The organism is Lysobacter sp. 05T417 (assembly GCF_056396405.1).
Genome location: NZ_JBFTLK010000001.1, coordinates 122,333 through 146,497 on the forward strand (window position 1 = coordinate 122,333; position 24,165 = coordinate 146,497).

The following is a 24,165-nucleotide window of genomic DNA, read 5'->3' on the forward strand; positions in this document are numbered from 1 at the left end:
ATGGCCAGCCCTTCTCCGAAACGTACCGCCGTCCTGGCCTTCATCCGTGATCGGATCGAGGAGGGGCAGCCGCCGAGCCTGGCCGAGATCGCACAGGCTTTCGGGTTCGCTTCGGTCACAGCGGCCAAAAAGCATGTGCAGGCGTTGGCCGACGCTGGCCAGATCGAGCTGGTGCCGAACCAGCGGCGCGGTATCCGTCTGCTTGGTCGTGATGCGCCGGGTGAGCTGGTCACCCTGCCGGTGCTGGGTCGGGTCGCGGCCGGCGTGCCGATCGGGGCCGACATCGTCGAGGACGCGCCGCGGTTGCGGCTCGATCGCCGGCTGTTCTCGCGTGCGCCCGATTACCTGCTCAGGGTGCAGGGCGATTCGATGATCGACGACGGCATCCTCGATGGGGATCTGGTCGGGGTGCATCGCAGCAGCGAGGCGCGCGATGGCCAGGTGGTGGTGGCGCGGGTCGATGGCGAGATCACCATCAAGCGGCTGGAGCACGAGGGCGAGGGCATCCGCCTGTTGCCGCGCAACCCGGCGCATTCGCCCATCGTGGTCGGGCCGGGACAGGACTTCGCCATTGAAGGCATCTTCTGCGGTCTGATCCGGCAGGGCTGAGGGCAGGGCATGGGCGCGGTCGTCGCCATCGACAGCCTGCTGGACCAGCGCCGGCTCTGGAAAGGTCAGCAGCGCCATGTGCTGCCGGCCAGTCCGCAGCCGAGCGGGCACGCCATGCTCGATGCGGCGCTGCCCTCGGCCGGCTGGCCCGACGGTGCGCTGACAGAACTATTGATTCCCGCCGATGGCGTCGGCGAGTTGCGCCTGCTGTGGCCGACGCTGGCGCGGCTGTCGCAGCAGGATGGCACGCTCGATAGAGGCGCGATCGTCCTGGTCGCGCCGCCGTACGTGCCATTCGCACCGGCGTGGCAACGCGCCGGCGTGCGCCTGTCGCAGTTGCAGGTGATCGACACGCCGCCACGCGATGCGCTGTGGGCGGCAGAGCAGTGCCTGCGCTCGGGCGCGTGCGCGGCGGTGCTGTGCTGGCCGCTGCACGCCGACGATCGCGCGCTGCGGCGGTTGCAGGTGGCGTCAGAAACCGGGCGTTGCCTGGGCTTCGCGATCCGTCCGGCCAAGGCCGCGCGCAATCCTTCGCCGGCGGCGCTGCGCATCGCCATCGACACCGACCCGCAGCAACTGCGGGTGCTCAAATGCCGCGGCGGCCTGGCGCCGACGCGGCCCATTGCCTTCGACTGGCAGTGAGGCAGGACCGTCATGCGCTGGGTCTGCCTGCTGTTGCCGCAACTGGCGTTGGACGGTATCCTGCGCCGCCAGCCCGTGCCCGAGCAGCCATTGGCGCTGATCGACGGCCCGGTGCAGCGGCGCGTGCTGCATTCGGTCAATCCGGCCGCGCGTGCGCTCGGGTTGCGGCCGGGGCAGTCGCTGGCGGCGGCGCAGGCGATCAATGCCGGCTTCACCAGCGTCGCCCATGACGCGAAAGAGGCGGCGCACTGGCGTGACCTGGTCGCGGCCTGGGCCTACCGTTTCAGTTCGCAGGTCAGCACGCAGTTCTCGCATGCGATCGTGCTGGAGATCGGCCGCAGCCTGAAGCTGTTCGGGCCGTGGCCGCGGCTGGAAGCGCAGCTGCGCGAAGAGTTGCGCGAGATGGGGTTCCGCCATCGCCTGGTGGCCGCGCCCAATCCGCATGCCGCGCGCGTGCTGGCCAATGTCCACGATGGCATCGGCCTGACCGACGACAGCCTGCTGACCGGCCTGGGGCAGATTCCGGTGGAGCGTGCCGGGCTTGATCGCGAGACCGCGCTGTCGCTGTCGCGCATGGGCCTGCGCCGCCTGCGCCAGGTTTTCGAGCTGCCGCGCGACAGCATCACCCGGCGATTTCCGAAAACGGTGCTCCCGTACCTGGATGCGCTGCGCGGCGAGATGACCCTGCCGTTGACCCTGTACCGGCCGCCGGATGTGTTCGACGAACGCATGGAGTTCGACCACGAGATCGAATCCAGCCAGGCATTGCTGTTCCCGCTGCGCCGGCTGACCGCCGACCTGGCCACGTTCCTGGCCGGACGCGACGGCGGTGTGCAGCGCTTCGTGCTGGTGCTCGAGCACGAGCGTTGCCAGGACAGCGAAGTCACGGTCGGCCTGCTCGCACCCGAACGCGCGGCGACCACGCTGTTCGAACTCACCCGCGGCCGCCTCGAGCAGGCGCAGGTGCCGGCACCGGTACGCGGCCTGCGCCTGATCGCGCAGGAACTGCCGCCGTTCGTGCCGGCCAGTCGCGATCTGTTCGATGCGCGTTCGCAGCAGGCGATGCCGTGGCCGCAACTGCGCGAACGTCTGCGCGCGCGCCTGGGCGACGACGCGGTGCATGGCCTGGCCGTGCGCGGCGATCACCGGCCCGAGCGCGCCTGGGGTGTGGAGGCGCCGGCACAGCGCGAAGCCGCGCCGCCGTCGCTGCCGCGCCCGGGCTGGCTGCTGCATCAACCGATCCCGCTGCGCGACCACGCCCTGACCGTGCTCGCCGGTCCCGAACGCATCGAGTCGGGCTGGTGGGACGGCTTCGAAGTGCGCCGCGACTACTACCTGATCGAGACCTCCGGCGGCCAGCGCGCCTGGGCCTACTGTGTCGCCGGCGAGCGCGGACCGTACATGCTGCACGGGTGGTTCGCATGAGCATGCTGTCCGGGAGCACGCTGCCCGACTATGCCGAACTGCATTGCCTGTCGGCCTTCAGTTTCCAGCGTGGCGCCTCGGTCGCGCAGGAGCTGTTCGATCGCGCGAAAGAGCAGGGCTACCGCGCCCTGGCGATCACCGACGAATGCTCGCTCGCCGGCATCGTGCGCGCGCTGGAGGCCTCGCGGAAGAGCGGCCTGCCGTTGATCGTCGGCAGCGAGATGCGGATCGAGGGCGGGCCTGCCGTGGTGCTGCTGGTGCAGGACCGCGACGGCTATGCCGCACTGTGCCGGATGATCACCATCGCCCGGCGTCGCGCAGAAAAGGGACGCTACCGGCTGCAGCGCGAGGATTTCGATGGGTTGCCCGATGGCCTGCTGGCGTTGTGGCTGCCGGTCGATGCCGATGACGGCGAGATCGACTGGCTGAAATCGATATTCCCCGAACGCCTGTGGATCGCCGTCGAACTGCACCGCGGCCCGGACGACGACGAACGCCTGCAGGCCCTGCGCGAATTGGGCCATCGCCACGGCCTGCCGCTGGTCGCCGCCGGCGATGCACACATGCACGTGCGCTCGCGCCGGCTGCTGCAGGACACGCTGACCGCGATCCGCCACCGCACCACCGTGGTCGAGGCCGGGGCGTTGCTGTTCTCCAACGGCGAGCGCCACCTGCGCACACGTCGCGCGCTGTCGGCGATCTACCCGGCCGACCTGCTCGCCGAAACCTTGCGCATTGCCGACCGCTGCCGTTTCACCCTCGACCAGCTGCGCTACGAATACCCGCGCGAACTGGTGCCGCAAGGCCACAGCGCCGCGACTTGGCTGCGCCACCTCACCGAAGAGGGCGCGCGCTGGCGCTGGCCGGCCGGCACGCCCGACAAGGCCCGCGACCAGATCGAGCACGAACTGGCGCTGATCTCCGAGCTGCGCTACGAGTCCTACTTCCTCACCGTGCACGACATCGTCCGCTTCGCCCGCGGCCGCTCGATCCTGTGCCAGGGCCGCGGCTCGGCCGCCAACTCGGCGGTGTGCTACGCGCTGGGCGTGACCGAACTCGACCCGGGCGCGATGAACATGCTGTTCGAACGCTTCCTCTCGCGCGAGCGCAACGAGCCGCCGGACATCGACATCGATTTCGAGCACGAGCGTCGCGAGGAAGTGCTGCAGTACGTGTTCGAGCGTTATGGCCGCGAGCGCGCCGCGCTGGTGACGGTGGCGATCAGCTACCGCGGCAAAAGCGCGATCCGCGACGTCGCCAAGGCGCTCGGGCTGCCGCCGGACCAGGTCAACGAACTGGCGGCGACCATGGAACGCTGGACCGGCGAACTGCCGATGCCCGAATACCTGCGCGAGCGCGGCTTCGACCCGGAGGCACCGATCCTGCGCCGGGTGATGCAGCTCACCGCCGAGCTGATCGGGTTCCCGCGCCACCTGTCGCAGCACCCGGGCGGATTCGTCATCAGCGAGCAGCCGCTGCACCACCTGGTGCCGGTGGAGAACGCGGCGATGGACGGCCGCACCGTGATCCAGTGGGACAAGGACGATCTCGACGTCATGCAGGTGTCCAAGGTCGACTGCCTGGCCCTGGGCATGCTCACCGCCGTGCGCAAGACCCTCGACCAGTTGCGCCTGCACGGCCGGCGCGAGATGACCATGGCCGACATCCCGGCCGACGACCCCGACACCTACGAGATGATCGGCCGCGCCGACACGGTCGGCGTGTTCCAGATCGAGTCGCGCGCGCAGATGGCGATGCTGCCGCGGTTGCGGCCGAAGAACTTCTACGACCTGGTGATCGAGGTCGCGATCGTGCGACCGGGGCCGATCCAGGGCGACATGGTTCATCCCTACCTGCGCCGTCGCAACGGCCAGGAGCCGGTCGAATACCCGCCGCGCCTGCGCGAGGTGTTCGAGCGCACGCTGGGCGTGCCGCTGTTCCAGGAGCAGGTGATGCAGCTGGCGATCCAGGCCGCCGACTACACGCCCGGCGAGGCCGACGAGCTGCGCCGCTCGATGGCGGCATGGAAGCGCCACGGCGGGCTGGAGCATCATCGCGAACGGCTGACCACGCGCATGCTCGACAACGGCTACACGCTCGAGTTCGCGCAGCGCATCTTCGAGCAGATCAAGGGCTTCGGCAGCTACGGTTTCCCCGAGTCGCACGCGGCCAGCTTTGCGTTGATCACCTACGTCACCTGCTGGCTCAAGCGGCACGAGCCGGCGGCGTTCGCGTGCAGCCTGATCAACAGCTGGCCGATGGGGTTCTACACGCCCGACCAGATCCTGCAGGACGTGCGCCGCCATGGCGTGGGCGTGCTGCCGGTCGATGTGCGCTTCAGCGACTGGGATTGCAGCCTCGAACACCTGCGCGACCAGGCCGGGCTCCGCGACAAGATGCTGTCGATCCGACTCGGGCTGCGCATGATCCAGGGCTTCGACAGTGTTGCCGCCGAGCGCATCGAGGCGGCGCGCGCACGGCGTGCCTTCGACGATGTCGCCGACCTGTGCGAACGCGCCGCGCTGGATCGCCGCCAGCAGGGCCTGCTCGCCGACGCCGGCGCGCTGAAGTCACTGGCCGGCCATCGCCATCGCGCGCGCTGGGCGATCACCGGCGTCGAGCGACAGTTGCCACTGCTGGGCGCGACCGTCTCCGGCAAGGAAACGCAGATCCGCCTGCCGATGCCGACGCCCGACGAGGACCTGCGCGCCGATTACGCGCTGACGGGCACCACGCTGGGTCGCCATCCGCTGTCGTACCTGCGCAAGGCGCTGGCCGCGCGTCGCTGCAAGGGCTCCACCGAGCTGGACAAGGTCGAGCACGGCCGCAGCGTGCGCACGGCCGGGCTGGTGCGCGGCCGACAGCAACCGCAGACCGCCAGCGGCGTGATCTTCGTGACGCTGGAAGACGAGTCGGGAACGATCAACGTCGTGGTCTGGAAGCACCTGGCCGAACGCCAGCGGCGGGTGCTGCTGGAGTCGCAACTGCTGGCGGTGGAAGGGCGCCTGGAACGCGTCGATGGCGTGCAGCACGTGATCGCGCAGCGGCTCGTGAACTATGGCGAGCTGCTGGGCGAACTGGACATCAGCTCGCGCGACTTCCACTGAAACGCGGCAGCAGCCTTACTTCTTCGAAAGCTTCGAGTGTCCGTCACCACTTCCGCTGGCCTTCACCCGCGCCAGCATGCGCCGCTCGATGGCGCCGACCGCGGCCAGCACCAGCAGGGTCAGCACCGTCGCCGCCAGCGCCAAGAGGTGGTAGCGGAACCCGGCCATCACGCCGATCACCGCGACCATCAGGATCGAGGCGGCCGTGGTGATGCCAGCCACGACCTGCGATCCGCGATGGCCGAAGATCGTACCGGCGCCAATGAACGACACGCCGGCAATAACCGCTTCGACCAGGCGCAGCGGATCGAGGGTGAGGCCTTCGCCATCGAGGCGGTGGTCGGTGATCACCAGTTGGCCCAGGCCAACCAGCAGGGCGGCGGCGCCGGCCACCAGCATATGCGTGCGGAAGCCGGCCGGCCGGTTCTTCAGTTCGCGCTCGAAGCCGATCGCGCCGCCCAGCACCATGGCGATGGCGGTGTCACCGAGCACGATGAGCTGCAAGGTCCAGTCCATACATCCACCCTCGGGCAGGGGATGTATAGATGGCGTCACGATCGGGCCAGGATGCCGCCACATGCGCGTCACATCGCCCTTCCTAGGATCGGTCCACCTAAACGGAGGGGTGTGACATGGGCATGATCATCTGGTTGATTGTGGGTGGCGTCATTGGCTGGCTCGCGAGCATCGTCATGCGCCGTGACGGTCAGCAGGGAATTCTTCTCAACATCATCGTCGGCATCGTCGGTGCGTTCATCGGCGGCTGGCTGGGCGGCGTGCTGGGCATCGGCGGTGGCGACATCAACGATGGCAACTTCAGCATCGGCGGCCTGCTGCTGTCGCTGCTCGGTGCGATCGTGCTGCTGGCGATCGTCAACCTGTTCACCCGTGGGCGTGCGCGCTGAGCAAGCACGCAATGGTCGAAGGGGCGCGCCAGCCGCTTGCGGCTGGCTGACCAGGAACCTGGCACGCCTATCGATTTCCTGCTGCACTGCGGTACCAGTGCCCCAGCAGATCGGGCAGCCCCTCGACCACCGGAATATCGACCGCGGCAAACGCGTCCAGTGTGTCGAGGACGTGCCGGCGCAGGGCCGCCATCTGCGGCTGGTCGAGCCAGTCCGGTTCGCCCTCGAGGCCGATGAGCAGGTTGCTCGCCCAAGTGAACAGATCGTCGCGGCCGCGCAGCAACTCGCGGCGCAGCCATGGACGCAGCGGACGGTGGACGGTGTATCCACGGCCGGCGAGAGCGGCGGCGTCGGCCTGCAGCACCGCAAGGGCGCCGCGATACCACTCGCTGTGACCGCCGGCTTCCTCGCGGACCAGCAGCGGGACGGGTGCCGAATGCAGGGCGATGGCATGGCCCAGTGAGAGTTCCAGATCGCGCGCATCGCGCACGGTTTCGGTTTCGACCAGGAAGGCCAGGTCGAGGTCGAAGAAGTCGAAGTAGCGGGTGTGCAGCGATTGCATTCGCCGGAGCGGATGGCGGGAGAAGCCGAGCTTGAGCAGGTCTTCGCCCGCGCACGGGAGAACATACAGATAGCTAGGCCCCTCGCTGACGGCGCGGGTGCTGTCGGGGTCGGCGGTGCGGATGAAGGCCATGGAGCGGATGATCGCGCCGGAAGGGTGCGCGGCCTGTGCATGAACGGACACCCGCAACAGTGACGCGGCCTTGATGCAGCCGCCCGGATGCTGCGGACATGGCCGCACGCGAACGCACCACGACCGCCAGCAAGTCCGACTCGGCCGTGCAATCGGCCAGGGCCGGCGGCCTGGTCTACGTCAGCGACGGCGATCCCGGCCTGCGCCGCCGCCGCGCAGGCAAGGGATTTTCATACGTCGATGCCAACGGCCGGCGGATCCGTGATGCCGCGACGCTGGCGCGGATCCGCGCCCTCGCCATCCCGCCCGCCTATCGCGACGTATGGATCTGCACCCGCGCCAATGGTCACATCCAGGCGACCGGTCGCGATGCCCGCGGCCGCAAGCAGTACCGCTACCACCCGGACTGGAGCCAGGTCCGCGACAGCGACAAGTTCGATCGCATCATCGCCTTCGGCACAGCGCTGCCGCGCCTGCGCCGACGCCTGCGCAGCGACCTGGCGCGCAGTGGCCTCGGCCGCGAGAAGGTATCGGCGATCGTGGTGGCCGTGCTCGCCGACACTCTGCTGCGCATTGGCAACGACGAGTACGCGCGTGGCAACCGCTCCTACGGCCTGACCACGCTGCGCAACCGCCACGTCGAGTTCCTGCGCGGCGGGCGGGCCAAGTTCCGCTTCCGCGGCAAGAGTGGCCTGGAGCACGATGTCGTTCTCGACGACGCGCGCCTGACCCGCCTGATGCACCGGTGCCAGCAACTGCCCGGGCAGATGCTGTTCCAGTACCGCGACGACGACGACGAGGTACAGCCGGTCGATTCCGGCCTGGTCAACGATTACCTGCGCGACGCCACGGGTGGCGACTTCACCGCCAAGGACTTCCGCACCTGGGGCGGAACCCTGCTGGCCGTACGCTTGCTGGCCGGCAGCGAAGTCCCGTGCAAGGACGACGGGCAGCCCGACACGCAGGGCCTGGTGGCGACCCGCAACGCGGTGATCAAGGAAGTCGCGCAGGTGCTTGGCAACACGCCGGCGATCTGCCGCAAGTCCTACATCGACCCGGTGGTCTTCGCCTGCTGGGAGGATGGGCGCCTGCACCGCGCCACCACCAGCGCGCGCGGGCCGCGGCAGTGGGAGCAGGCGGCGCTGCGGCTGCTGAAGCGTGCGCATCGGAAGTGAGCGTGAAGAGTTCAGAAAGCAAAAAGCCCGCACAAGGCGGGCTTTTGCTTGAATGGTGGAGGTGGGGGGAATTGAACCCCCGTCCGAAGGCACTCCATCCCCGGCACTACATGCTTAGCGCTCCGTTGGATCTCGTCCCCGAACAGCACGGCGCGCAAAGCGCATCCGGGAACCAGCCTGTTTTGAGTTGACCAGAGACTGACAGGCAACCGTCCCCGGCGATTCCGTGATGATGACCCTACGGTGCGAACACGGACACAAGCACTTTCGGGGCTTACGCCTTAAGCGGCGAGAGCGTAGTTGTCGTCGTTGGCAACTAGAAGTTTGCAGCTGGATTTACGAGGAAAGCTACCCCCTCGGCATGCGCCAGGCGATTTCGCAACCCCCGTCGAAGCCAGTGCACCCCCGGGGACAGCTGTTCGCTGACTCAGCCAGTATAGGGGCGCACTGCGGCGATACAAGCGCCATCACGCTCCGCCGGGCGGCCGCCATTCAACCAACGGACGAGGGCAGGAGCGGACGAACCCCGCGACAATGCCCCGCCGGACGCCCCGGCTTTGTATGCTTGGCGCAATGACCGACGCCGCCGGCCCCCGTACCCCCGATCTCGCGGAGCTGTCGCCAAGGCGGGGCTACCTGCTGGCGCTGATCGTGCTGGTCGGTTCACTGGTGCTGGTGTTCACCGCCTGGCGGGCGGCGCGCGAGCGCGAGCTGCGTGCCGCCGAGGCCGAGTTCATCAGCAAGAGCGCGGAAGTCACCGAGCTGCTGCGCCAGGGCATGATCAAGTACGAACTGGTCGCGCGCGGCGGTGTGTCGATGTTCGCTTCGGTCTCGCGGGAGCGGCCTACGCCGGCGCAGTGGAAGGCCTACGTCGACGGAATGGACATCCAGGAGCGCTTTCCGGGCATGGTCGGGCTGGGTTTCGGCGAGTACGTGACCGCCACGCGCCTGCCGGAACTGCAACTGCTGTGGCGCGATGCCGGTTACGGCATGCTCGAAGTGTGGCCGCGCGGCGAGCGCGCCGACTACGGCCCGATCCTCTATCTGGAACCCAAGACGCCAGCCAACGTCGCCGCGGTCGGCTACGACATGTATTCGGAACCGGTGCGCCGGGCGGCCATGACCGCCGCCATGGACACAGGCAACACCTACCTCAGCGGTCCGGTGCACCTGATCCAGGACGGCCCGCTGCAGGGCACCGGGCTGCTGCTGTACCTGCCGGTCTACCGCGGCGGTAGCCGGCCGGCGACCACCGGGCTGCGGCGGTCCGAGATCCAGGGCTGGGCCTATGTGCCATTGCGCATGGAAGGTTTCGTCAGCAATGCGCTGGGCGCCGTGCATGGCAGCACCAATTTCCGCGTCTTCGACGAAGGCGGCGACGAGCGCCTCCTGTTCGCCACGCCCAAGGGCGGCGACCGCCGTGCGCCGGCGTTCCACCACAGCGAGCGCTTCAACCAGTACGGCCGACGCTGGCGCGTGGATTTCGACTCGGCGCCGCTGGCGGTAGCGGCGCCACGCCTGCAGGGCCTGCAGAACCTGCTCGCGCTGGGATTGTTCTCGTCGTTGCTGCTGTACGCGATCGCCTGGATGCTGGCGCGCACCGAGGCGCAGGCGTACCGGATCGCGGTGCGCATGACCGAGGACTTCCGCCGCAGCGAGCAGCGCTTCCGCAGCGCCATGCTGTACTCGGCGATCGGCAAGGCGTTGCTCGACAGCGAGGGCCATATCGTCGAAGCCAATCCGGCGCTGGCGACCATCGTGGGCCTGACGCCGCAGGCGCTGGTGGGCATGCGCTTCGACGCGCTGTTCGAAAGCGACGAACCGGAAATGATCGCCCATGCCAGCGGCAGCACCGATGCGCAGGGCGTGCACCGCGCCACCCGGCGCCTGCACCGCGAGGGCGGTGAGCCGCGCCAGGCGCAGCTGACCTACTCGCCGGTGCCGGGCAACGTGGGCCAGGACATTGCCGGCCTGGTGCAGGTGGAGGATGTCACCGAGCGCCTGCGCGCCGAAGCCCGTGTGCACGCGCTCAACCGCACCCTGGAGGCGCGCGTGGCCCTGCGCACGCGCGAGCTCAGCCAGGCCAACCAGGAACTGGAGGCCTTCGCCTACAGCATCTCGCACGACTTGCGCGCGCCGCTGCGCGCCATCGACGGTTTCAGCCGGATCCTGGTCGAGCGCCATTCCATCGGCCTGGACGATGCCGGCAAGGGCTATCTGGTGCGCGTGCGACGCGCCGCCGCGCGCATGGGCGAGCTGATCGATGCGCTGCTGAAGATGTCGCGCCTGAGCCGCGGCGAACTGAAGCTGGAGCGCGTCGAGCTCAGTCGCCTCGCCAGCGAAGTGCTGGAAGAACTGAGGGTGGGGGACGGCAGGCGCCAGGTCGAGACCCTGGTCGAACCGGATCTGTTCGTTATTGGCGACGCCACGCTGCTGCGCAATCTGCTAGGCAACCTGCTGGGCAATGCCTGGAAGTTCACCCGTGATCGCGTCGGCGCCCGGATCGAGTTTGGCGCCGTGCAGCGCGAGGCCGGCCCGGAATATTTCGTCCGCGACAACGGCGCGGGCTTTGCGCAGGAGTACGTGGACAAGCTGTTCCGGCCGTTCCAGCGCCTGCATCAGAACGAGGACTTTGCCGGCCACGGTATTGGCCTGGCCTCGGTCAAGCGCATCGTCGAACGCCACGGCGGGACGATCCGTGCCGAAGGTGAAGTCGGGCACGGGGCGACGTTCTGGTTCACGCTGCCGCGCGAAAAGCTGATCGACTGAGACCCCGCGCGGAAACTACGCGTTCTTGTTGTGCCCGCGCATCACGCGCTGCTTCTCGCGCTGCCAGTCCTGTTCCTTGCTCGCCTGGCGCTTGTCGTGCGCCTGCTTGCCCTTGGCCAGGGCGATCTCGCATTTGACCTTGTTGCCCTTCCAGTAGAACGCCGTCGGCACGACGGTGTAGCCGTCGCGCTGGATGCGGCCGATCAGGTTGTCGATCTCGTGCCGGTGCATCAGCAGCTTGCGGGTGCGGCGCTCCTCGGGGACCACGTGGGTCGAGGCCGAGATCAGCGGGGTGATCTGCACGCCGTGCAGGAACATTTCGCCGTTACGGACCACGGCGTAACCTTCGACGATGTTGGCGCGGCCGGCGCGGATCGCCTTCAGTTCCCAGCCCTGCAGGGACAGGCCAGCCTCGAACTTCTGCTCGAGGAGGTAGTCGTGGCGGGCGCGCTTGTTGAGCGCAATGGTCCCGCCGGCGGCGCCCTTTCCCTTATCCTTGCCGGTCTTATTGTTGGAATTCTTGGACATCGCTCCATTGTCCCCGAAGCGGGGCCCGGGCGATACCACGTCGGAAACCAGCCCAGACATGCAGACCATCCGCCGCACCGCCCTTGTCGAACACTCCGCCGCGCGCATGTTCGCGCTGGTCAACGACGTGGCCGCCTATCCGCGCCGGTTCGACTGGTGCGAGGCGGCGCAGATCCTGGAGGAGGCGCAGGGCCGCATCGTTGCCCGCCTCGACATCGGGTTTGGCGCGTTGCGCACCTGGTTCACGACCGAAAACACGATGTCGCCGCCTCACCACATCGAGCTCAAGCTGGTGGATGGCCCGTTCCGCAGCCTGGGCGGGCGCTGGGAGTTCCATGCGCTGGACGAGTCGGCGTGCAAGGTCACCCTGACCCTGAGCTTCGAACCGAAGGTGAAGCTGCTCGGGCCGGCCATGGCGATCGGTTTCCAGGGGCTGGCCGACCGCATGGTCGACGACTTCATCAAGGTGGCCGATCGCGGTGAAGAGGCGGCGGCCGGGGCATGAAGGTCGAGGTCATCCGCGCCTGGCCGCGACGCTTCGAGTCGCTCCATCTGGAGTTGCCCGCAGGCGCAAGCGTGGCCGATGCGCTGGCCGCGGCCGGACTGGCAGGCGACGCTGGAACCACTGGCTACGCCGTGTTCGGCGTCCGCGCCAGTGCCGATACCCGGCTGCAGGATGGCGACCGCCTGGAGTTGCTCAGGCCGTTGCAGGTCGACCCGAAAGAGTCGCGACGTCGACGCGCGCGGCAGGCGCCACGCACGTAACGGCTGGGGATTTGCCCCAACGCAGGGGCAGGGGGCAGCGCGGGTCCCGCGCTGCGGCCGGACTCAGCGCCCGCGGCGCTTGCTGTCCTTTTCCTTGGGCAGGTTGCGACCGAACTGCTTGGGCGCGGCCTTGGCCAGTTCCTCGTCCTGCTCGGGGAAGTAGTCGCCTTCCCACTTGGCCAGGGTGTCGCCCTCGAACCACAGGGTGAGGTTCTTGATCTCGGTATGGCCGACCCGGTCGGTGCGCTGGGTCGAGGTGTAGTCCCAGCGGCTGTGGTGGAACGGGTCTTCGATCGACGGCGAACCCAGCAGCAGGGTGACCTGTTGCTTGCTCATGCCGGTCTGAAGCTGGTCGACATTGGCCTTTTCCAGCAGGTTTCCCTGATAGATAGGCTGCTTGTAGAGGATGCCGCACCCACCGGTGATCATGGCGATGGAAAGGACCAGCAGGAGCTTGTGCATCGTGTGCTTCGGCATCGGTGTCTGCGACAGGCGGATAACGCGGCGATGATACACTGAAGCCCGCATCCACCAAGCGCGGACGCAGGCGGCGGCGCCCCGGTCGCGTTCATCGGGCGTTCCGGCGCCCGGTACCCCGGGCCCGGGGAGGCCCGTCCGGCAGAGCTTGACCCCGAGGAAACCTGATGGAATCGCAAGACCTGCGCAACGCCGGATTGAAGGTCACCCACCCGCGCCTGCGGATCCTGGAACTGCTCGAGCAGTCCAAGCCGCGCCACATGACCGCCGAAGACATCTATCGGCACCTGCTCGAGCACGGTGAAGACATCGGCCTGGCCACGGTCTATCGCGTGCTGACCCAGTTCGAAGCGGCCGGCCTGGTGCTCAAGCACAATTTCGAGGCCGGCCAGTCGGTCTATGAGCTCGACCGCGGCCACCACCACGATCACATGGTGGACGTGGACACCGGCAAGATCACCGAGTTCGAGAGCGCGGAGATCGAGGAGCTGCAGCGCAAGATCGCCGCCAAGCACGGCTACGAGATCGAAGAGCATTCGCTGGTGCTGTACGTGCGCAAGAAGCGCTGAAGTGTGAGGTCCGGGCCAGGGCAGGCCCGAAGAGCAAGCATTGCCGCCGCCTCCAATCGCGGAGGGGCGGCCAACCACAAGGAAGAACGCCATGCTTAACCAGTTGCTCTGGGCGCTGCTGCTGACCGCGATAACCGTGGTCATGCACAGCGGTTACAGCGCCATCACGATCAGGCAGCTCGCCAAGGCGCAACGTCCGCGCGAAGGCCGTTACCTGCATTTCTTCCTGGTCCGGGTGGTGATCGAGCTGATGCTGCTGCACAGCGCCGAGACCATAGTCTGGGCGTTTTTCTACGAGTGGAAGAACGCCGACTGGGACTGGAACACGTCGCTGTATTTCTCGATCGTCAGCTACGCCACGCTCGGCTATGGCGACGTCCTGCTGCCGCCGGAATGGCGTGTGGTAGGCGCGCTGCAGAGCCTGGTCGGCGTGCTGCTCGCGGGCTGGTCGGTGGCACTGCTGGTGGCGGTGCTGCAGACGACGCTGCGCAAGAAGGCGGCCGAGAGCAATATTCCTCTCGAATAGGATCGCTGCAGGCGCGAACATCTTCGCGCCTGGAGGAAGTATCCGGAGTCAGACGTCGGCCAGCAGCCGCTTGGCTGCAGCGCGCGCTTCGCGCGTGAGTTCGACGCCGCCGAGCATCCGCGCCAGTTCTTCCTCACGCTGTTTGGCATTGAGCAGCTGCACCGCGCTCTGGGTGACGCCCTCGCTGGCGGCCTTGCTCACGCGGTAATGGGCATGGCCCTGCGCCGCGACCTGCGGCAGGTGGGTCACGCACAGCACCTGACGGCTGGCGCCCAGCGCGCGCAACTTCTGTCCGACGATCTCGGCCACGGCGCCGCCGATGCCGGTGTCGACTTCGTCGAAGACCATCGTCGGCACCGTATCCAGTCCGAGCGCGGCGACTTCGATGGCCAGCGAGATGCGCGACAGTTCGCCGCCGGAGGCGACCTTGCGCAGGGCCCGCGCCGGTTGCCCCGGGTTGGCCGCGACCAGGAACTCGACGCGCTCGCCGCCCTGCGGATCGGGGCGGTCGGTCTCGATCGGCTCGATCTGGACGTCGAAGCGGCCGCCGCCCATGCCCAGTTCGGAAATCAGGGCGGTGGTGCTGGCAGAAAGGTTCGCTGCCGCTTCGCGGCGCATCCGGCCAAGGGCGTCGGCGGCCTGGCGCCAGTCGCGACGCGCGGTCTCGATCTCGCTGTCGAGGCGGGCCAGGCGCACGCCGGCACCTTGCAGGGATTCCAGTTCGGCGGCGATCGCATCGCGCTGGGTCGCCAGCTGCTCGGGCGGAACCCGGTGCTTGCGCGCCAGTTCGTGGATGCGGGTCAGGCGCTGTTCGATCGCTTCCAGGGCGGAGGGATCGAGGTCGAGGTCGCTGCGGATGCGGTCGAGCAGGGCCAGGGCCTCGTCGACCTGGATCGCGGCGGCGTCGAGCATGCCGTCGACATCGCCCAGCCGGGGCTCGTGTTCGAGCACGCGCTGCAGGTCGCTGCGCACCTGCTGCAGGCTGCGCGACAGCGATGGGCCTTCGTCGCCGCCGAGGCGGGCGAAGGCGCCTTCGCAGGCCGAAATCAGGTCGGCGGCGTGGGACTGGCGGCGGTGGTCGTCCTGCAGGCGGGCGATGGCGTCGGCCTCGAGGTCCTCGCGGTCGAGCTCGCCATGCTGGTGTTCCAGCCAGCCGATGCGGTCGGACACGTCGCCCTTGGCCGACAGTTCGTCGCGCTCGGTCAGCAATGCGCTCCAGCGCGCCGCGGCAGTGCCGACAGCCGCCAGTTCGGCCTGGGTGCGGCCGAAGGCGTCGAGCAGCGCCAGCTGGCTGGGGCGCGACAGCAGCGCCTGGTGTTCGTGCTGGCCATGGATCTCGACCAGCAGCGCGGACAGCTCGCTGAGCTGGCCCAGGGTGACCGGGCGGCCATTGACCCAGGCGCGCGAGCCGCCGTCGGCGCGGATCACGCGGCGGATCTGGCAGGGGGCGTCCTGGGAGGCATCGTCTTCGTCGAGCTCGTTGTCGCGCAGCCAGGCGCGCGCCAGCGGGACGTCGTCGAGGCTGAAGCCGGCGACCAGTTCGGCGCGATCGGCGCCATGGCGGACCACGCCGCTGTCGGCGCGCAGGCCCGAGATCAGGCCCAGCGCATCGACCAGCAACGATTTGCCGGCGCCGGTCTCGCCGGAGATGACGGTCAGGCCGGGGCCGAAGCCGAGCTCGGCTTCGTTGACCACGGCGAACTGCTTGAGGGAGAGATGGACGAGCATGGAGCGCGATTGTGCCTCGTGTCGGTTGCGGCGTGATAGCGGGGCGGCGTCTCGCAGGTTCAGATCGGCGGCGCCGGTCGCGAAAACCCTTGCACCTGCCCGGGCTGCGCCCTATCAATAGCGACGCCATGAACCGCAAATCTGCCGATCCCAGCCTCGACCCGCGTGCACGGCAGCTGTTGCGCACCCTGATTGGCCGCTACATCCACAGCGGCGAACCGATCGGCTCGCAGACCCTGGCCCGCCATGCCGGCCTGGACGTCAGCGCGGCGACCATCCGCAACATCCTTTCCGACCTGGAAGACGCCGGCCTGCTGAGCGCGCCGCACAGCTCGGCCGGGCGCATCCCGACCGCGCAGGGCTACCGCCTGTTCGTCGACTCGCTGCTGCAGGTGCGGCCGCTGCCCGACAGCGACCTGGCCCGCCTTCGCGGCGAGCTGCCGGCCGGTTCCGGCACCCAGGCGCTGCTGGGCAGTGCCTCGGAGCTGTTGTCGGCGATGACCCACTTCGTCGGCGTGGTCAGCGTGCCCCGGCGCGAGCAGTTCGCCTTCCGCCGGATCGACTTCGTCCCGCTCGACGGCGCCCGCGTGCTGGCGATCCTGGTTTTCGCCGACAACGAAGTGCAGAACCGCATCGTCCAGACCCGCCGCCCGTTCGACGCCGGCGAACTCGAGCGCGTCGCCAACTACCTGAACGCCCATTTTGCCGGGCGCACCGTGGCCGACATCCGCGCCACCCTGGTGCGCGAGCTGCGCAGCGCCCAGACCGAGATGCAGACGCTGTTGACGCAGTCGGTGGAGCTGGCCGAGCAGGCCCTGGCCCCGGGTGGCGACGACATGGTCCTGTCCGGGCAGACGCGCCTGATGGGCGTGCAGGAGCTGGCCGACCTCGACCGCCTGCGCGACCTGTTTGATGCCTTCGCCCGCAAGCGCGAGATCCTGCAACTGCTCGAGCGCACCGTGCAGGCGCCGGGCGTGCGCATCTTCATCGGCGAAGAAACCGGCCTGGCGCCGCTGGAGGGGATGTCGCTGGTGACCGCTCCCTACGTTGCCGCCGGTGGCAGTGGCCAGGTACTGGGCGTGCTCGGGGTGATCGGGCCGAGCCGGATGGCCTACGACCGGGTGATCCCGGTGGTGCAGGCCGCCGCCGACGCACTGGGCGCGGCGATCCATTCCGAGTCCTGAGGTCCCGTCCCCGGCAGGTCGGTGAGGGCAGGGCCCACGGCTCCGGCCCCGGACCGTCCCTGACGCCCCCGGGCGCGGCCTGGCCGCTGCCAATGGAACAGTTCGTCTTGAAACCTCGCGGGGCGGCCCCATTGCTGCCCTGTCGCGCATGAGCGCGGATTTCCGAATGTTTGGCGCCCCTGGCGCAGGGATGGAGCACCGCATGACCCACATCGACCCGATTGAAACCCCCGACAACGACACCCCGGACCTGGCCGGCGGCACCGCCGACGGCGCCTCGCTGGCCGCCCAGCTTGAGGCCGTCCGTGCCGAACTGGCGCAGGTGCGCGAAGAGTCGCTGCGCGAACGCGCCGAACTCGACAACCAGCGCAAGCGCATGGCCCGCGACATCGACATGGCGCGCAAGTTCGCCAACGAGCGCGTGCTCGGCGACCTGCTGCCGGTGATCGACAGCCTCGAAGCCGGCCTCACCATCCAGGCCGACACCGCCCAGCACCTGCGCGAAGGCATGGAGCTGACCCTGCGCCAGCTGCTCAAGGTCGTCACCGACAACGGTCTGGTCGCGATCGATCCGGCCGGCAAGAGCTTCAACCCGGAGCAGCACCAGGCGATGAGCATGGTCGAGAGCGCCGGGCATGCACCGGGCGACGTGGTCCAGGTCTACCAGAAGGGCTGGCTGCTCAATGAGCGCCTGCTGCGCCCGGCGCTGGTGGTGGTGGCCAAGCACGACTGAACGAGCGGGGCAGGCAGGCGCCATGCGGCCACTGGTCGCTTGAAGAGCCCGCCGCCGGCCCCCAGATAACGCACATCGGCGCCACTACAGATTCGGCGCCACTCAATTTCAAGCATTAGCGAGGGAGCTACACACATGGGCAAGATCATCGGTATCGATCTGGGCACGACCAATTCGTGCGTCGCGATCATGGAAGGCGGCAAGGCCAAGGTCATCGAGAACGCGGAAGGCGATCGCACCACGCCTTCGATCGTGGCCTTCACCAAGGACGGCGAAGTCCTGGTCGGCGCCTCGGCCAAGCGCCAGGCCGTCACCAACCCGAAGAACACCTTTTTCGCGGTCAAGCGCCTGATCGGCCGCAAGTTCACCGACGCCGAAGTCCAGAAGGACCTCGACCTGGTGCCGTACGCCATCGTCGCGCACGAGAACGGCGACGCGTGGGTGTCCACCGCCGACGGCAACAAGATGGCGCCGCAGCAGATCTCCGCTGAAGTGCTGGCGAAGATGAAGAAGACCGCCGAAGCCTACCTGGGCGAGACGGTCACCGAAGCGGTGATCACCGTGCCGGCCTACTTCAACGACAGCCAGCGTCAGGCGACCAAGGACGCCGGCAAGATCGCCGGCCTCGACGTCAAGCGCATCATCAACGAGCCGACCGCGGCCGCGCTGGCCTATGGCATGGACAAGAAGGGCGGCGACCGCAAGATCGCGGTCTACGACCTGGGCGGCGGCACCTTCGACGTGTCGATCATCGAGATCGCGTCCGTCGACGGCGAGATGCAGGTCGAGGTGCTGGCCACCAATGGCGACACCTTCCTGGGTGGCGAGGACTTCGACAAGCGCGTCATCGACTACCTCGTGGAGGAGTTCCAGAAGGACCAGGGCATCGACCTTCGCAAGGACCCGCTGGCCCTGCAGCGCCTGAAGGACGCGGCCGAGCGCGCCAAGATCGAGCTGTCGAGCGCGCAGCAGACCGAGGTCAACCTGCCGTACGTCACCGCTGACGCCTCGGGCCCCAAGCACCTCAACATCAAGCTGACCCGCGCCAAGCTCGAAGCTCTGGTCGAAGACCTGGTCAAGCGCACCATCGAGCCGTGCCGCATCGCCCTGAACGACGCCGGCCTGCGTGCCAGCGAGATCAGCGAAGTGATCCTGGTCGGCGGCCAGACCCGCATGCCCAAGGTGCAGCAGGCCGTGGCCGAGTTCTTCGGCAAGGAACCGCGCAAGGACGTCAACCCCGACGAGGCCGTGGCAGTGGGCGCCGCGATCCAGGGCGGCGTGCTGGCCGGCGACGTCAAGGACGTGCTGCTGCTCGACGTTACCCCGCTGTCGCTGGGCATCGAAACCCTGGGCGGCGTGTTCACCAAGATCATCGAGAAGAACACCACCATCCCGACCAAGGCCTCGCAGACCTTCAGCACCGCCGAGGACAACCAGTCCGCGGTGACCGTGCACGTGCTGCAGGGTGAGCGCGAGCAGGCTCGCTACAACAAGTCGCTGGCCCGCTTCGACCTGACCGGCATCGAAGCCGCGCCGCGCGGCATGCCGCAGGTGGAGGTGTCGTTCGACATCGACGCCAACGGCATCCTGCACGTGTCGGCCAAGGACAAGAAGACCAACAAGGAACAGAAGGTCGAGATCAAGGCGGGCTCCGGCCTGTCCGAGGACGAGATCGCCAAGATGGTCGCCGACGCGGAAGCCAACCGCGAGGAAGACCAGAAGTTCCACGAGCTGGTGCAGGCCCGCAACCACGCCGACGCGCTGATCCACAGCGCCCGCAGCGCGATCAAGGACAATGGCGACAAGGTCGCCGGCGACGTGATCGGCCGCACCGAAGGCGCGATTGCCGAGCTGGAGACGGCGATGAAGGGCGACGACAAGGGCCAGATCGAGGCCAAGTCGAAGGCGCTGGAGGAAGCGGCGCAATCGCTGTTCGCCGCCGCTGCCGCATCGTCGCAGCCGGGCCAGGAAGGCGGTGGTGGCGCGCCGAAGTCCGATGACGTCGTGGACGCCGAGTTCACTGAAGTCAAGGACGACAAGAAGTAAGGCGGAACTCGTCACTGGAACGGGGAGCCGGAGTGAGGACAGCGCAGCCAACGGCAGTGCTTCCGCAACCGGTTCCCCTTTCTCGTGTCGCGCCCACTGCATTCCAGGGGCCGCGCGGTCCTTCGCTTTGACGATTTCCCCTTTTACTGAGTTTCCGAGTCATTCCCGGCAATGAGCAAGCGCGATTACTACGAAGTCCTGGGCGTGGCCCGTGACGCCAGCGACGAAGACCTGAAGAAGGCTTACCGCCGCTGCGCGATGAAGCACCACCCGGACCGCAATCCGGGCGACGCTGCCGCCGAGGCGACGTTCAAGGAATGCAAGGAGGCCTATGAGGTCCTGGCCGACGGCAATCGCCGCCGCGCCTACGACCAGCATGGCCACGCTGCGTTCGAGCACGGCATGGGCGGAGGTGGCGGCGGGGCCGGCTACGCCGACATGGGCGATATCTTCGGCGACATCTTCGGCAACATTTTCGGTGGCGGCGCTGCCCGCGGACCGCGTCGCGGCGCCGACATCGGCTACGTGATGGAGCTGTCGCTGGAAGAGGCGGTCGGCGGCATCGAGAAGCAGATCGAGATCCCGACGCTCGACGAATGCGACACCTGTGACGGCACCGGATCGGCCGACGGCAACCTGGAGACCTGCTCGACCTGCCAGGGTCGCGGCCAGGTGCGTTTCCAGCGCGGCATCTTCTCGATGCAGCAGGCCTGCCCGCATTGCGGCGGCCGCGGAAAGACCATCGCCAACCCGTGTGGCGACTGCAACGGCCAGGGGCGCTTGGAGCGCACCAAGACCCTGCAGGTCAAGATTCCGGCGGGCGTCGACAATGGCGACCGCATCCGCCTCAACGGCGAGGGCGAGGCCGGCCCGGCCGGCTCGCCCCCGGGCGACCTGTATGTCGACGTGCGCGTGCGCGAGCACGAGATCTTCCAGCGCGACGGCGACGACCTGCATTGCGAAGTGCCGGTGCGCATTTCGCAGGCGGCGCTCGGCGACACCATCCGCGTGCCCACGCTCGATGGTGAAGTCGAACTGCGCATTCCGGCCGAGAGCCAGACCGGCAAGCTGTTCCGCCTGCGCGACAAGGGCGTGCAGTCGGTGCGCAGCCGCGCGCCGGGCGACCTGTACTGCCGCATCGTGGTGGAGACGCCGGTCAACCTGACCCCTGAGCAGCGCGAGCTGCTGGAGAAGTTCGAAGCGACGTTCGTCGGGGAGGGAGCCCGTCGACATTCGCCGCGCGCCTCCACCTTTCTGGACGGGGTGAAGGGCTTCTGGGACCGGATGACGTCCTGAGCAATCGTGTTTGCCCATCGCGCGGCCTTGTCGCGCGATGAATGCGCGTTTAGCCTGCGCGCATGAATGAATCGATCCCACCGGTCCGTGTGCTGATCCACGGAGTGAGCGGCCGCATGGGCCAGGCCCTGCTGCGGCTGGCCGGCGAGCGCGACGACATCGCCGTGGTCGCCGCGGTATCGCGCTCACAGCCTTCCCAGCGCGTCGTCGAAGGCGTGCCGCACTTCGCCGCGACCGAGCTGTCGGGCGTGCCGCCGTTCGATGTCGCGATCGATTTCAGCCTGCCGCAGGGCTTCGACGCGATCCTCGAGTTGTGCAGCCATCGCGGAGCTGCGCTGGTGTCCGGCACGACCGGGCTCGAAGAGGGTCAGCGCCAGGCGCTCGGCGTGGCGTCGCAACGCATCGCGCTGTTGTGGGCGGCGAACTTCAGCCTCGGCGTGGCCGTGCTGAGCGAACTGGTCGAACGGGCTGCCGCGGCACTGCCGGGCTGGGACTGCGACATCGTGGAATCGCACCACGTGCACAAGAAGGATGCGCCGTCCGGGACTGCCTTGGCCCTGGGCGCCAGCGCCGAGTACGGTGGGGCGCAGCCGCGCTACGCCTCGCTGCGGGCCGGCGACATCGTGGGTGAGCACCTGGTGCAATTCGCCACCGCCGGCGAGCGCATCGAGCTGGTGCACCGGGCCACCAACCGCGACATCTTCGCCCGCGGAGCACTGCACGCTGCCGCCAAGCTCGCCGCGAAGGCGCCTGGCCAGTACCGCCTGCGCGATTTGCTCTGAACCGCCATTGACGCCCGACCGGGGCCGCCGGACGGGCTGAAGCCCCGATTGGTGGCCTCGCGCCACCATCGCAGGCCTGAAGAATCCCTGGCCGCCATTCATTCAAGACTGGCGCCCGGGGCCGCGTGCCGCTAGAATTCCCGCTCGCCTGAACCCCTTCCGTCGGACCGGTCCCGCACCGCGTCCGCGCTTTGCTGCAGGCCGGTGTTTGCCAACTCTGGCTGCCGGCATCTGCGCAGCGGTGGGGGTGTCAGCACCCCCCGGCAGCCAAGGCGATCCCCGTGACCCAACCCGCAATCCTCGCACTCGAAGACGGCACCATCTTCGAGGGCGTTTCCGTAGGCGCGCCCGGCCTTTCAGTCGGCGAAGTCGTGTTCAACACGGCCATCACCGGCTACCAGGAAATCCTCACCGATCCGTCGTATGCACGGCAGATGGTGACGCTGACGTATCCGCACATCGGCAACACCGGTTGCACCGACCAGGACGACGAGGCCGCGCAGGCCTGGGCTGCCGGCCTGATCGTGCGCGATGTGCCGCGCCGCCCGAGCAACTGGCGCAGCCAGGTGTCGCTGCCGGAGTGGCTGGCCAAGCGCGGCATCGTCGCCATCGCCGACATCGACACGCGCAAGCTGACCCGCATCCTGCGCGAGAAGGGTGCGCAGAACGGCGCGCTGATGGCAGGGGAGATCAACGCCGAGAAGGCACTCGAAGCCGCGCGCAAGTTCCCCGGCCTCAAGGGCATGGACCTGGCCAAGGAAGTGACCACGGCCAAGCGCTACGAGTGGACCGACGGCCAGCTCGACCTGGACCGCAACGAGTTCGTCAAGGCGCCGCCGCGCTTCCACGTCGTGGCCTACGACTACGGCGTCAAGCACAACATCCTGCGCATGCTTGCCGAGCGCGGCTGCCGCCTGACCGTGGTGCCGGCGCAGACGCACGCCGCCGAAGTGCTGGCGCTCAAGCCCGACGGCGTGTTCCTGTCCAACGGCCCCGGCGATCCGGAGCCGTGCGACTACGCGATCAAGGCGATCGGCGAGTTCATCAAGGTAAAGATCCCGACCTTCGGCATCTGCCTGGGCCACCAGCTGCTGGCGTTGGCCAGCGGCGCGAAGACCATGAAGATGGGCACCGGCCACCACGGCGCCAACCATCCGGTCCAGGACCTCGACAGCGGCCGGGTGATGATCACCTCGCAGAACCACGGCTTTGCGGTCGATGAGCCCACGCTGCCGGCGAACGTGCGCGTGACCCATCGCTCGCTGTTCGACGGCACCAACCAGGGCATCGCCCTGACCGATGCGCCGGCCTTCAGTTTCCAGGGCCACCCCGAGGCCAGCCCCGGTCCGCACGACGTCGCGCCGCTGTTCGATCGCTTCGTGGCGATGATGGAGCAGGCCAAGTGACCCACGCGCTGCGCCGCGTGGCTGCGGTCGCACTGGTGCTGTTGCCCGTTGTGGCAGTGGCGGCGGTGCCGACCGATGGCCAGGTGGCGCGGGTCCAGCAGTTGCTGGGGTTCGACGAAGCGTTTGCGCTGACCATGGACGAGAAGTTCGAGCGCGCGCCGGAGCTGTCCCACTACAGCAGCACCGAGCGCACCTGCGTCAGCGGTCTGGTCCGGCCGGCATTTGCTGGTGCCCTCAATGACGCCTTCCGCAACCTGTTCGGTGACGGCGCGGTGGTCGAGGACTGGGAGCGCTTCGCGCAGACGCCCGGTGGTGCGCGTTTCATGGAGTTCGTGCGCAGCGGCGTCGTTGCAACGGCGCGCAATCAACCGCGCCCGGAACCGGAAGCCTTCATGCGGGGCATGACGCCCGAGCAGTTTGACGAAGTCTCGAAGTTCCTGGCCAGTCCGGCGGCTGCGGTGCTCAAGCGCGAGTTTCCGGAAATGGATCTACCGCAGGAGCAGCAGTCGATTCTGGCGGCAAAGGTTCATTCGCAGTGCGGCGTGGAGTTGCCCAAGGCGTGATGGGCGCGGCCGGCGCCAGTACCGCACGTGCGATGGATGCGCACAACAACCGGATCGGTGCGCGCATCGGCGCCACCGCCGGCAGCTGGAATTCGATGCAGCAGGCCACGCTCTCACAAGGCCGGCTTGCTGCGATTAGGAGCGGCGCGATCGATGCACATCTTTTGAGTGCACGATCCGCCGAGCAGATCACCTGGCTCGCACCCCACGCGTGGCAGGAACGACTTTACTGAGGA

23 protein-coding genes, 1 other RNA gene and 1 pseudogene are annotated in these 24,165 nt (G+C 68.2%); 19 read left to right on the plus strand and 6 right to left on the minus strand.

The window, feature by feature from the left end; all coding sequences use genetic code 11:
- The 4 genes from lexA to AC1DER_RS00510 are packed head-to-tail and all read left to right on the plus strand — an operon-like array spanning position 1 to position 5,783.
- Positions 1-609 carry a transcriptional repressor LexA gene (lexA, locus tag AC1DER_RS00495; protein WP_477244255.1) on the plus strand — a complete coding sequence of 203 codons (609 nt, stop codon included), beginning with the start codon at positions 1-3 and terminating at the stop codon, positions 607-609.
- A 9-nt stretch (positions 610-618) separates the two neighbouring features.
- The gene (gene imuA, locus AC1DER_RS00500) at positions 619-1,251 is read left to right on the plus strand and encodes a translesion DNA synthesis-associated protein ImuA (RefSeq protein ID WP_477244257.1); all 633 of its coding nucleotides are present in this window, start codon (positions 619-621) and stop codon (positions 1,249-1,251) included.
- Positions 1,252-1,263: 12 nt separating this feature from the next.
- Positions 1,264-2,676, plus strand: a complete 1,413-nt coding sequence (locus AC1DER_RS00505) for a Y-family DNA polymerase (RefSeq protein WP_477244259.1) — start codon at positions 1,264-1,266, stop codon at positions 2,674-2,676.
- Complete coding sequence (locus AC1DER_RS00510; protein WP_477244261.1) at positions 2,673-5,783, plus strand: error-prone DNA polymerase; 3,111 nt, start codon at positions 2,673-2,675, stop codon at positions 5,781-5,783. The genes AC1DER_RS00505 and AC1DER_RS00510 overlap by 4 nt, the downstream gene beginning before the upstream one ends.
- Positions 5,784-5,798: 15 nt before the next feature.
- On the opposite strand, the gene AC1DER_RS00515 is transcribed toward AC1DER_RS00510, so the two are convergent.
- The gene (locus AC1DER_RS00515) at positions 5,799-6,299 is read right to left on the minus strand and encodes an MgtC/SapB family protein (protein WP_477244263.1); all 501 of its coding nucleotides are present in this window, start codon (positions 6,297-6,299) and stop codon (positions 5,799-5,801) included.
- 116 nt (positions 6,300-6,415) lie between these two features.
- Between AC1DER_RS00515 and AC1DER_RS00520 the strand changes: the two genes are divergently transcribed.
- A complete protein-coding gene (locus AC1DER_RS00520; RefSeq protein WP_441814583.1) occupies positions 6,416-6,688 on the plus strand; it encodes a GlsB/YeaQ/YmgE family stress response membrane protein in 273 nt (90 codons plus the stop codon).
- Positions 6,689-6,755: 67 nt separating this feature from the next.
- On the opposite strand, the gene AC1DER_RS00525 is transcribed toward AC1DER_RS00520, so the two are convergent.
- Positions 6,756-7,382, minus strand: a complete 627-nt coding sequence (locus tag AC1DER_RS00525; protein ID WP_477357550.1) for a GIY-YIG nuclease family protein — start codon at positions 7,380-7,382, stop codon at positions 6,756-6,758.
- Between the two features lie 98 nt (positions 7,383-7,480).
- Here AC1DER_RS00525 and AC1DER_RS00530 point away from each other — a divergent pair, with 98 nt between their 5' ends.
- Positions 7,481-8,557, plus strand: coding sequence for a DNA topoisomerase IB (locus AC1DER_RS00530; RefSeq protein WP_477244267.1), 1,077 nt, complete (start codon positions 7,481-7,483; stop codon positions 8,555-8,557).
- Positions 8,558-8,610: 53 nt separating this feature from the next.
- On the opposite strand, the gene ssrA is transcribed toward AC1DER_RS00530, so the two are convergent.
- Positions 8,611-8,964: a transfer-messenger RNA gene (gene ssrA, locus AC1DER_RS00535) on the minus strand.
- Positions 8,965-9,130: 166 nt separating this feature from the next.
- Between ssrA and AC1DER_RS00540 the strand changes: the two genes are divergently transcribed.
- Positions 9,131-11,326 carry a CHASE domain-containing protein gene (locus tag AC1DER_RS00540; protein ID WP_477244269.1) on the plus strand — a complete coding sequence of 732 codons (2,196 nt, stop codon included), beginning with the start codon at positions 9,131-9,133 and terminating at the stop codon, positions 11,324-11,326.
- 15 nt (positions 11,327-11,341) lie between these two features.
- Here AC1DER_RS00540 and smpB read toward each other — a convergent pair whose 3' ends face one another.
- Positions 11,342-11,854, minus strand: a complete 513-nt coding sequence (smpB, locus tag AC1DER_RS00545; RefSeq protein ID WP_477357553.1) for an SsrA-binding protein SmpB — start codon at positions 11,852-11,854, stop codon at positions 11,342-11,344.
- A gap of 58 nt (positions 11,855-11,912) precedes the next feature.
- On the opposite strand from smpB, the gene AC1DER_RS00550 reads away from it, so the two are divergent.
- Complete coding sequence (locus tag AC1DER_RS00550; RefSeq protein ID WP_441814578.1) at positions 11,913-12,359, plus strand: type II toxin-antitoxin system RatA family toxin; 447 nt, start codon at positions 11,913-11,915, stop codon at positions 12,357-12,359.
- Positions 12,356-12,619: an RnfH family protein gene (locus AC1DER_RS00555; RefSeq protein ID WP_477244274.1), complete on the plus strand. Its 264-nt coding sequence runs from the start codon at positions 12,356-12,358 to the stop codon at positions 12,617-12,619. Before AC1DER_RS00550 ends, AC1DER_RS00555 begins: the two co-directional genes overlap by 4 nt.
- 63 nt (positions 12,620-12,682) lie before the next feature.
- On the opposite strand, the gene AC1DER_RS00560 is transcribed toward AC1DER_RS00555, so the two are convergent.
- A complete protein-coding gene (locus AC1DER_RS00560) occupies positions 12,683-13,081 on the minus strand; it encodes an outer membrane protein assembly factor BamE (RefSeq protein ID WP_441814576.1) in 399 nt (132 codons plus the stop codon).
- Between the two features lie 182 nt (positions 13,082-13,263).
- Here AC1DER_RS00560 and fur point away from each other — a divergent pair, with 182 nt between their 5' ends.
- Together fur and AC1DER_RS00570 are read left to right on the plus strand one after the other, a co-directional pair.
- Complete coding sequence (gene fur / locus AC1DER_RS00565) at positions 13,264-13,665, plus strand: ferric iron uptake transcriptional regulator (RefSeq protein WP_158730850.1); 402 nt, start codon at positions 13,264-13,266, stop codon at positions 13,663-13,665.
- A gap of 91 nt (positions 13,666-13,756) precedes the next feature.
- Positions 13,757-14,191, plus strand: a complete 435-nt coding sequence (locus AC1DER_RS00570) for a potassium channel family protein (RefSeq protein WP_477244277.1) — start codon at positions 13,757-13,759, stop codon at positions 14,189-14,191.
- A gap of 48 nt (positions 14,192-14,239) precedes the next feature.
- On the opposite strand, the gene recN is transcribed toward AC1DER_RS00570, so the two are convergent.
- Positions 14,240-15,919 (minus strand): DNA repair protein RecN, encoded by a 1,680-nt coding sequence (gene recN, locus AC1DER_RS00575; RefSeq protein ID WP_477244279.1) that lies wholly within the window; start codon positions 15,917-15,919, stop codon positions 14,240-14,242.
- A 128-nt stretch (positions 15,920-16,047) separates the two neighbouring features.
- Here recN and hrcA point away from each other — a divergent pair, with 128 nt between their 5' ends.
- From hrcA to AC1DER_RS00615, 8 genes and pseudogenes are all read left to right on the plus strand, one after another.
- Positions 16,048-17,103, plus strand: coding sequence for a heat-inducible transcriptional repressor HrcA (gene hrcA / locus AC1DER_RS00580; RefSeq protein ID WP_477244281.1), 1,056 nt, complete (start codon positions 16,048-16,050; stop codon positions 17,101-17,103).
- A gap of 202 nt (positions 17,104-17,305) precedes the next feature.
- The gene (gene grpE, locus AC1DER_RS00585) at positions 17,306-17,836 is read left to right on the plus strand and encodes a nucleotide exchange factor GrpE (RefSeq protein ID WP_441814572.1); all 531 of its coding nucleotides are present in this window, start codon (positions 17,306-17,308) and stop codon (positions 17,834-17,836) included.
- A gap of 135 nt (positions 17,837-17,971) precedes the next feature.
- Positions 17,972-19,882: a molecular chaperone DnaK gene (gene dnaK / locus AC1DER_RS00590; RefSeq protein WP_477357556.1), complete on the plus strand. Its 1,911-nt coding sequence runs from the start codon at positions 17,972-17,974 to the stop codon at positions 19,880-19,882.
- Between the two features lie 171 nt (positions 19,883-20,053).
- Complete coding sequence (dnaJ, locus tag AC1DER_RS00595; RefSeq protein WP_477244285.1) at positions 20,054-21,178, plus strand: molecular chaperone DnaJ; 1,125 nt, start codon at positions 20,054-20,056, stop codon at positions 21,176-21,178.
- 62 nt (positions 21,179-21,240) lie between these two features.
- Positions 21,241-21,960 carry a 4-hydroxy-tetrahydrodipicolinate reductase gene (gene dapB, locus AC1DER_RS00600; protein WP_477244287.1) on the plus strand — a complete coding sequence of 240 codons (720 nt, stop codon included), beginning with the start codon at positions 21,241-21,243 and terminating at the stop codon, positions 21,958-21,960.
- A gap of 281 nt (positions 21,961-22,241) precedes the next feature.
- Positions 22,242-23,366 carry a glutamine-hydrolyzing carbamoyl-phosphate synthase small subunit gene (gene carA, locus AC1DER_RS00605; protein WP_477244289.1) on the plus strand — a complete coding sequence of 375 codons (1,125 nt, stop codon included), beginning with the start codon at positions 22,242-22,244 and terminating at the stop codon, positions 23,364-23,366.
- Positions 23,363-23,929 carry a hypothetical protein gene (locus tag AC1DER_RS00610; RefSeq protein ID WP_441814567.1) on the plus strand — a complete coding sequence of 189 codons (567 nt, stop codon included), beginning with the start codon at positions 23,363-23,365 and terminating at the stop codon, positions 23,927-23,929. Before carA ends, AC1DER_RS00610 begins: the two co-directional genes overlap by 4 nt.
- A pseudogene (locus AC1DER_RS00615) lies at positions 23,926-24,162 on the plus strand (hypothetical protein); the annotation flags it as partial. The gene AC1DER_RS00610 and the pseudogene AC1DER_RS00615, both read left to right, overlap by 4 nt.
- Between the last annotated feature and the right edge of the window lie 3 nt (positions 24,163-24,165).